At 68.5% G+C, this 8361-nt stretch carries 7 protein-coding genes; 6 read left to right on the top strand and 1 reads right to left on the bottom strand.

The annotated features are described in order from the left end of the window. Position 1: 1 nt before the first annotated feature. Complete coding sequence (locus tag ACAG20_RS21005; RefSeq protein WP_370493997.1) at positions 2 to 133, bottom strand: hypothetical protein; 132 nt, start codon at positions 131 to 133, stop codon at positions 2 to 4. A gap of 82 nt (positions 134 to 215) precedes the next feature. On the opposite strand from ACAG20_RS21005, the gene ACAG20_RS21000 reads away from it, so the two are divergent. From ACAG20_RS21000 to ACAG20_RS20975, 6 genes are all read left to right on the top strand, one after another. Then, positions 216 to 1115 carry an ESX secretion-associated protein EspG gene (locus ACAG20_RS21000; protein WP_013828831.1) on the top strand — a complete coding sequence of 300 codons (900 nt, stop codon included), beginning with the start codon at positions 216 to 218 and terminating at the stop codon, positions 1113 to 1115. Positions 1116 to 1274: 159 nt separating this feature from the next. Next, a complete protein-coding gene (eccD, locus tag ACAG20_RS20995; RefSeq protein WP_112689425.1) occupies positions 1275 to 2789 on the top strand; it encodes a type VII secretion integral membrane protein EccD in 1515 nt (504 codons plus the stop codon). Next, positions 2767 to 4587 carry a S8 family serine peptidase gene (locus ACAG20_RS20990; RefSeq protein ID WP_370493996.1) on the top strand — a complete coding sequence of 607 codons (1821 nt, stop codon included), beginning with the start codon at positions 2767 to 2769 and terminating at the stop codon, positions 4585 to 4587. Before eccD ends, ACAG20_RS20990 begins: the two co-directional genes overlap by 23 nt. Then, a complete protein-coding gene (eccE, locus tag ACAG20_RS20985; RefSeq protein ID WP_112689232.1) occupies positions 4584 to 5753 on the top strand; it encodes a type VII secretion protein EccE in 1170 nt (389 codons plus the stop codon). The genes ACAG20_RS20990 and eccE overlap by 4 nt, the downstream gene beginning before the upstream one ends. Next, entirely contained in the window at positions 5750 to 7582 is a 1833-nt protein-coding gene (gene eccA / locus ACAG20_RS20980; RefSeq protein WP_370493995.1) for a type VII secretion AAA-ATPase EccA, read from the top strand. Before eccE ends, eccA begins: the two co-directional genes overlap by 4 nt. A gap of 363 nt (positions 7583 to 7945) precedes the next feature. Beyond that, positions 7946 to 8245 (top strand): PE family protein, encoded by a 300-nt coding sequence (locus ACAG20_RS20975; protein WP_013828836.1) that lies wholly within the window; start codon positions 7946 to 7948, stop codon positions 8243 to 8245. Positions 8246 to 8361: the final 116 nt, after the last annotated feature.

The raw sequence follows: 8361 nt of genomic DNA, 5'->3' as shown, positions 1-8361 counted from the left end.
GTCAGAAGGTGCAGACCGCCGGTAACAACATGGCCAACACCGACGCCTCGGTCGGCTCCAGCTGGGCCTGACCGACCCGCAATCCGCAGCGCGGCAGCACACCGACCCACCGGTGTGCTGCCGCGTGCTGCAATTGGTGGGATGGTGGCAGGCGTTCTCGCGCCGCAACGTGATCCAATAGCCAAGTACGTCGGCAAAGGTAGAGGAGGGTAGTGATGGATCCGAGCACCCGCACAGACATCACCGTCAACGTCGAGGGTTTCTGGCTGCTGCAGGCGCTGCTGGATATTCGCCACGTTGCGCCCGAATTGCGTTGCCGACCCTACGTTTCCACCGATTCGAATGATTGGCTGTCGGAACATCCCGGCATGGCCGTGATGCGTGAGCAGGGCATCGTCGTCGATGACCAGGTCAACGAGACCGTCGCCGCCCGGATGAAGGTGCTGGCCGCGCCCGACCTCGAGGTGGTCGCCCTGCTGTCGCTGGGCAAGCTGCGCTACGGCGTCATCGACGACGAAGACCAGCCGCCCGGCACCCGCGACATCCCGGACAACGAGTTCCGGGTGCTGCTGGCGCGCCGCGGCGAGCACTGGGTGTCGGCGGTGCGGGTCGGCACCGACATCACCGTCGACGACGTCTCGGTGACCGATGCTGCCTCGATCGCCGCGCTGGTGATCGACGGCATGGAATCCATCCACCACGCCGACCCGGCGCAGATCACCGCGGTCAACGTGCCGATGGAGGAGATGCTCGAGGCGACCCAGAGCTGGCAGGACTCCGGCTTCAACATCTTCACCGGGGGAGACCTGCGCCGGATGGGGATCAGCGCGGCCACCGTCGCCGCGCTGGGCCAGGCGCTGTCCGAGCCGGCCGCGGAGGCCGCGGTGTACGCGCGGCAATACCGCGACGACGCCAAGGGGCCGAGCGCGTCGGTGCTGTCGCTCAAAGACGGATCCGGCGGCCGGATCGCGCTGTATCAGCAGGCGCGCACCGCCGGATCAGGCGAAGCGTGGCTGGCGATCTGCCCGGCCACCCCGCAACTGGTTCAGGTGGGCGTCAAAACCGTGCTCGACACGCTGCCCTATGGAGCCTGGAAAACGCACCGCAGGGTCTAACCACCGGCCTCGAAATGTCCTGTGACGCACCGGGAAATTGCCTGTAAATGGCAATCGTGCGAATAACATGCATTGCCTTTAGAATTGGACAGAGTTTGAAATGACAAATTGCGAGGCGGCAGCTATGGGTTCAGTATTCGTCGATCAGGGGGTGCGACCGTGACCACGGCGATCGAAGCGCCGCAGCCGGGCGGTGAAGTCGCGACGTCCGCGCCGCGTGCGGTGGTGGTCGGCGTCATGGCCGGCGACGGTGTCCAGATCGGGACGCTGCTGGACGCCGACGCGCCCGTGTCGGTGATGCTGGACCCGCTGCTCAAGGTGATCAACAACCGGCTGGCCGAGCTCGATGAGCCCATCCTGCAGGCCGAGGGACGTGGCCGGTGGGTGCTGTGCCTGGTCGACGGCACGGCGCTGCGGCCGAACCAGTCGCTGACCGAACAGGACGTCTACGACGGCGACCGGCTGTGGCTGCGGTTCATCGAGGACCGGGAGCGGCGGTCACCGGTCATCGAACACATCTCCACGGCGGTGTCGGTGAACCTGGCCAAGCGGTTCGCCCCGGTCAATGCGGTGACCGCGGTGCGCGTCGGGGTGTCCACCCTGGCCCTGGGCGTGCTGTTGGCGACCGGACTGCTCGCCGCTTGGCGCGTCCAGCACGACAACTGGCTGACGGCCGGATTCAGCGCGGGACTGGCGCTATTGGTGCTGATCGCCGCCGCGCTGATCCTCATCCAGGCGCGCAACGCCTCCGACCGGTGGGCCGGCGACGTGCTGCTGTCCAGCGGGCTGGTTCCGCTGGTTGTGGCCGCCGCGGCCGCGGTGCCCGGCGAGGTCGGTGCGGCGCAGGCTGCGCTGGGTTTCGGCGTCGCCGGCATCGCCGCACTGTCGGTCATCCGCCTCACCGGACGGCAGCTGGCCGCCTACTCGGCCGTCACCGTCATCAGCGCGGCGGTGATGGTCGTCGGCGTCCTGCGGATGCTGTTCCTGACCGGGGCGGTGACCCTCATGGCGTGCGTGTACCTGGCCTGTGTGCTCGCCTACCAGTGGGCACCGTCGCTGTCGCGGTGGCTCGCCGGGCTGCGCCTGCCGGTCTTCCCGTCGGCGACGAGTCGCTGGGTGTTCGAGGCTCGGCCCGACCTGCCCACCACGGTGGTGAGCAAGCCCGGAGCCGCGCCGTCCCTGGAGGGGCCGGAGTCGGTCCGCGAAGTGGTGCTGCGCGCCGAGCGGGCACGATCCTTCCTGACCGGCCTGCTCACCGGGCTGGGCGTGTTGATCGCGGTGTGTGTCACCGGCCTGTGCGACCCGCACTCGGACCGATCGTGGCTGCCGTTGCTGCTGGCCGGTCTGACGGCTGGGTTCCTGGTGCTGCGAGGCCGTTCCTTCCGGGACCGGTGGCAGGCGGTCACGGTGACGCTGACCGGCCTGGTGATCGTCGCCGCGGTGGTGGTGCGCTTCGTGGTGGTGCTGTGGACGCCCACGACGCTGGTGGTCGGGGCGGCGATGCTGGTATTGGTGCCGATGTTCGGGCTGTTGGCCGCGGTGATCGTGCCCAACACCATCTACAGTCCGCTGTTCCGCAAGTTCGTCGAGTGGATCGAATACCTGTGCCTGATGCCGTTGTTCCCGTTGGCGCTGTGGTTGATGAATACCTATGAAGCAATCCGGTACCGGTAGGGGCGTGCGTCGGCTGCAGCGCACCGCGGCGGCCGGCGCCGCGATCATCATGATGGCCGGCGGCTCGCTGGCCGGGATGCCGGTCGCAGGTGCGATCGAACGGCCCGGCATCGACCCCGGAGCGTTGCCACCGGACGGTCCGCCCGGGCCGCCGCAGACGATGCGGCAGACCTCGTACTGCACCGAGGTGGGCGTGTTGCCCGACACCGACTTCCGGGTGCAGCCGGCCTACATGGACATGCTCAATCTGCCGGAGGCCTGGAAGTTCAGCCGTGGCGCCGGAGTCAGCGTCGCGGTCATCGACACCGGGGTGACTCCCCATCCGCGGATGCCGAACCTCATCGGCGGCGGCGACTACGTGATGGCCGGCGGGGACGGGCTGTCGGACTGTGACGCGCACGGCACCCTGGTGGCGTCACTGATCGCTGCGCTGCCGGACAACGGGGTGACTCCGCTGCCGCCGCCACGCCAGACCCGCCGACCGCCGTCGGTTCCCACCAACGAACCCTCGCCGCCCCCACCGGTGCCGCAGACGACGATCATGGTGATGCCGCCCCCGGCGCCGCCACCGCCGCCGGCGGAGGGGGAGGAACCGGGCAACGGTCCGCCCGCCCAGCATCCCGCGCCGGCCCCGCCGCCCGCTCCGGCTCCGGCTCCGGCTCCGGGGCCCGCCCCCGGTCCGGCTCCGGGTCCGGCTCCCGGTCCCGCCAACGGTGCGGCGTCGTCCACCCACACCACCGACGCCGGAACCGTGCGATCGGCCGGCTCCGCCGGCCGGGCGCGCATCGCCCCGGTCGACTTCCGCGCGCCGAAGGCACCGCCGCCGCCCGGGCCGGCACCCGACGCGTTCAGCGGGGTGGCCCCCGATGTGCAACTGATCTCGATCCGGCAGAACAGCCAGGCATTCGGCCCCAAGGAGCCGTTCGGCGACGGGCAGGATCCGCAACTGCGGGAGAAGACCGACGGCATTCGTACCATGGCGCGAGCGATCGTCCACGCCGCCAACATGGGCGCCGGGGTCATCAACATCTCGCACGCCATCTGCATGAACGTGCGCAACCTCATCGATCAGGCAGATCTGGGCGCAGCGGTGCGCTACGCCGCGGTCGAGAAGAACGCGGTGATCGTCGCCGCCGCCGGCGACACGAGTTGGCGCGACTGCAAGCAGAACCCGATCTACAACGCGATGCGGCCCGACGACCCGCGCGACTGGAACGGAGTCAACACCGTGGTGACGCCGGCCTGGTACGACGAGTACGTGCTGACGGTCGGTGCGGTGGATTCGGCAGGAGCGCCACTGGGTAAGACGAGCGTCGCCGGTCCCTGGGTGTCGATCGCCGCACCCGGCACCGACATCGAGGGTCTCTCGCCGCGCGATGACGGGCTGATGAACGCGGTCGACGGCCCGGAGAACTCACTGCTGGTGCCGTCGGGCACCGGTTTCTCGACGGCGATCGTGTCCGGCGTGGCGGCGCTGGTACGGGCCAAGTACCCGGAATTGTCGTCGCATCAGGTGATCAACCGGTTGACTCGCACGGCTCGGCCACCGGCACGCGGGGTCGACAACGTGGTGGGTTACGGCATCATTGACCCGGTGGCGGCGCTGACGTGGGATGTTCCCGACGTTGCGCCCCAACCACCGGAACGGCTGTCGGCGCCGCTGCAGGTGCCGCCGATGCCGCCGGAACGTGACATGACCCCGGTGTGGGTCGCCGGGGCCGGGCTGTTGGCGGCGGTCGCGGCGGCCGGTGTGGCACTGGGAGTGGCAGCATTGCGACGATCACGTAGGAACCGATGAAGGCACAGCACGCAGTAGGTCTGAACCTGTCATGGACGCGGGTGACCATCGTCTTTCTGATCGACATCGCGATACTGGTGCTGGCCGGCCGGTGGCCCGGCGACGAGCAGGTCGCCGTCTACACATGGTGGTCGGGCGTCGGCGTCGCGGTGCTGGTCGCGATCATCGCGCTGGTCACCTACCGGCAGGTGCCGATCAGCACGATGTGGGCGGCATGGATCGCCGATCAGTTTGCCGACCCGGAGCCGGCACTGAGCCGCGGCCGCACGCCGGCAGTCGATCATCACCGCCGTTTCGGGCGGGAGCCGATCGGTATGCGCGAGCACCAGGGCCGATTGGTGACGGTGATCGCGGTGGGCGGGCGGCCGGTGAAGGCGACCGGCCGGCATCGACGCGGGCTGGAGCCGGCGGCCCTCCCGCTGGAGCGGCTCGCCGGCGGATTGCGCCAGTTCGACGTGCGATTGGACAGCATCGACATCGTCTCGGTGGGCACCCGCAGTGCGCCCAATGACAGCGAGGACGTCGACTTGGACGACACCCCGTCGATGCCCGACCACCGGCGAACCTGGCTGGTGCTGCGGATGGACCCGCAGCATAACGTCAATGCGGTGGCGGCACGCGACTCGTTGGCCGCGACCCTGACGGCGGCCACCGAGCGGTTGGCCGAGGAGGTCGACGGACGCCTGATCAGTGCGCGACCGCTGCGCGCCGATGAATTCGACGATGTCGACGAGGCCACGCTAGCGGGACTGGAGGCCGGACATCTTTCGCACCGGCTGTTCCGCAACCGGCCGGAGGGCTACGTCACCAATTTCTGGCTGTCACCGGCCGATATCACCGACGAGAACCTCGAGCATCTGTGGTACCCGGAGACCGATGCGACGGTGGTGACGGTGCGGCTCGCCCCGGGGGGCGGCCGGACGACCAGCGTATCGGTGCTGGTGCGGTACCACAGCGCCGGCAAGCTGGGCCGCAACGTGCGCGCCGCACTGAACCGGTTCGTGGGCCGGCGCCAGCTGGAGGCGGTCTGCGCCAGCCTTCCGGCCCCCACCTCCCATCCACGCCTGCCGGTGCCCGGCCGGGAACTGCAGGACGACGAACACCTGGTCGTGTCGGTGGATGCGTTGCAGCAGTACGCCGTTCCGGCATCCGGGACGCGGCCGTGACCAGCCCGCAATCGGCGGCGACCGATGCCCGCAACGCCATGGTGGCCGGGATGCTGGCATCCGGGATCTCGGTCAACGGGTTGCAGCCGAGCCACAACCCGCAGGTGGCGTTGCAGATGTTCACCACCGCCACCACGATCGACCCGAGCATGTGCGACGCCTGGCTGGCCCGAGTACTGGCCGGTGACTCCGACATCGAGGTGTTGGCGAACGCCTGGGCTACCGTCCGTACGTTCGGCTGGGAGACGCGCCGACTGGGCTTGTCCGACTTGGAATTCCATCCGGAGGTCTCCGACGGGATGTTCCTGCGGCTGCGGATCACCAGCGTGGAGTCGCTGGCCGCCGCCTATGCCGCCGCGCTGGCCGAAGCCAAGCGCTACGAGGAGGCGGCGAAACTGCTCGACGGCATCGAACCGCGCAACCCGTTCGAAACGGAGCTGGTCGGCTACGTGCGCGGCATGCTGTACTTCCGGACCGGCCGCTGGCCCGACGTGCTCAAACAGTTCCCGGCGGCGGCGCCGTGGCGCCAGCCCGAGCTCAAGGCGGCCGCTGCCGCGATGGCCACCACGGCGCTGGCATCGCTGGGGGTGTTCGAGGAGGCGACCCGACGGGCCCAGGAGGCCATCGAGGGCGACCGGGTGCCCGGTGCCACCAACGTCGCGCTCTACACCCAGGGCATGTGCATGCGTCACCTCGGCCGTGAGGACGAGGCCGCCGAGTTGCTGCGCCGGGTGTATTCGCGTGACGCGAAGTTCGCGCCGGCCCGCGAGGCCCTGGACAACCCGGACTACCGGCTGATCCTGACCGACCCGGAGACCATCGAGGCCCGCACCGATCCGTGGGACCCCGACAGCGCCCCCACCCGGGAACAGGCCGAGGCGCACCGGCACGCCGAAGAGGCCGCCCGGTACCTGGCCGAAGGCGACGCGGAGCTGGCCGCCATGCTCGGCATGGAGCAGGCCAAGCGGGAGATCAAGCTGATCAAGGCGACCACCAAGGTGAACCTGGCGCGCGCCAAGATGGGACTGCCGGTCCCGGTGACATCCCGCCACACGCTGTTGCTCGGCCCGCCCGGCACCGGCAAGACGTCGGTGGCGCGCGCCTTCACCAAGCAACTGTGCGGTCTGACCGTGCTGCGCAAGCCACTGGTGGTCGAGACCAACCGTTCCAAGCTGCTGGGCCGCTACATGGCCGACGCGGAGAAGAACACCGAGGAACTGCTCGAGGGTGCGCTCGGCGGCGCGGTGTTCTTCGATGAGATGCACACCCTGCACGAACGCGGCTACAGCCAAGGCGACGCTTACGGCAACGCGATCATCAACACGCTGCTGCTCTACATGGAGAACCACCGCGACGAGCTGGTGGTGTTCGGCGCCGGCTACGCCAACGCCATGGACAAGATGCTCGAGGTGAACCAGGGTTTGCGGCGGCGGTTCTCGACGGTGATCGAGTTCTACAGCTACACCCCGCCGGAACTGCTGGAACTGACCAAGATGATGGGCGCCGAGAACGAGGACGTGGTCACCGACGAAGCGGTCGAAGGGCTGCTGCCGTCCTACACCAAGTTCTACGCTGACGAAAACTACTCCGAGGACGGCGATCTGATCCGCGGCATCGACGTGCTGGGCAACGCCGGATTCGTGCGCAACGTGGTGGAGAAGGCGCGGGACCACCGCAGTTTCCGGCTCGACGACTCCGACCTCGACGCGGTGCTGGCGGGCGACGTCACCGATTTCAGCGACGAGTGGCTGCATAAGTTCAAGGAATTGACCCGCGAGGACCTCGCCGAAGGGCTCAGCGCGGCGGTCGCCGAGAAGAAGCCGTCCTGATCCGACAGTGTCCCACCAGCCGATTCACAGTGGGCCGGGCCTGCTGTTCGGGTTGACGCGCGGTGCCAGCGGTGCCACCATTGCGCAGATAGGGGGGCCGGTGTCTCACCCCGCCCCCGTCGGTGTCGGCTGTGTGAGGAGGTGACGACGAGACTTGTGTCCCGATGATTGTGCCTATCGGGGATCGCTGATTGTTTCGATCCGATCCGCCTTCGGCACCGTATCTGAGTTCTGAACTGTCCTTAAACCGTGTTGTATTGAGCCCCGCTCCGCGATGACGCCTAACGTTGTCAGCGGGTGCACGCTCGACGCACCCGGTGAACGCCGGTCCTTCGGCGGCCGGCACCTTTCGGAGGAGGCCCGATGAGTTTTGTGAACACCCAACCGGAGGCCCTGACCGCGGCCGCAGGCAATCTGGCCGCCATCGGATCGGCCCTGAGCGCCCAGAACGCCGCGGCGGCAACGCCGACCACGGGCGTCGTTCCGGCTGCCGCGGACGAGGTCTCGGCGCTGACCGCGGCCCAGTTCGCCGCGCACGCCAGCATGTACCAATCCATCAGCGCTCAGGCGGAAGCCATCCACCAGGCGTTCGTGGCCACGCTGAACAGCAGTGCCAATTCTTATGCGGCGACCGAGGCGGCCAACGCCGCATCGGCTGGATAATTCTACTGCCGCTGTGCCACAACACTTTTCACCAACCAAGGAGTGATTTTCATGGCAGCACGTTTTATGACCGATCCGGATGCGATGCGGGCGATGGCGGGGCGTTTCGACGTTCA

It is taken from the genome of Mycobacterium sp. pW045 (assembly GCF_041287085.1).
GTDB classification, from domain to species: Bacteria; Actinomycetota; Actinomycetes; order Mycobacteriales; family Mycobacteriaceae; genus Mycobacterium; species Mycobacterium algericum_A.
This window is presented reverse-complemented; position numbering and strand designations above follow the sequence as displayed.

What these genes read in the sequence shown, in the direction of transcription:
- ACAG20_RS21000 (WP_013828831.1), top strand. Translation starts at nt 216, where the DNA reads ATGGATCCGAGCACCCGCACAGACATCACCGTCAACGTCGAGGGTTTC.
- ACAG20_RS20990 (WP_370493996.1), top strand. Translation starts at nt 2,767, where the DNA reads ATGAAGCAATCCGGTACCGGTAGGGGCGTGCGTCGGCTGCAGCGCACC.
- eccE (WP_112689232.1), top strand. Translation starts at nt 4,584, where the DNA reads ATGAAGGCACAGCACGCAGTAGGTCTGAACCTGTCATGGACGCGGGTG.
- ACAG20_RS20975 (WP_013828836.1), top strand. Translation starts at nt 7,946, where the DNA reads ATGAGTTTTGTGAACACCCAACCGGAGGCCCTGACCGCGGCCGCAGGC.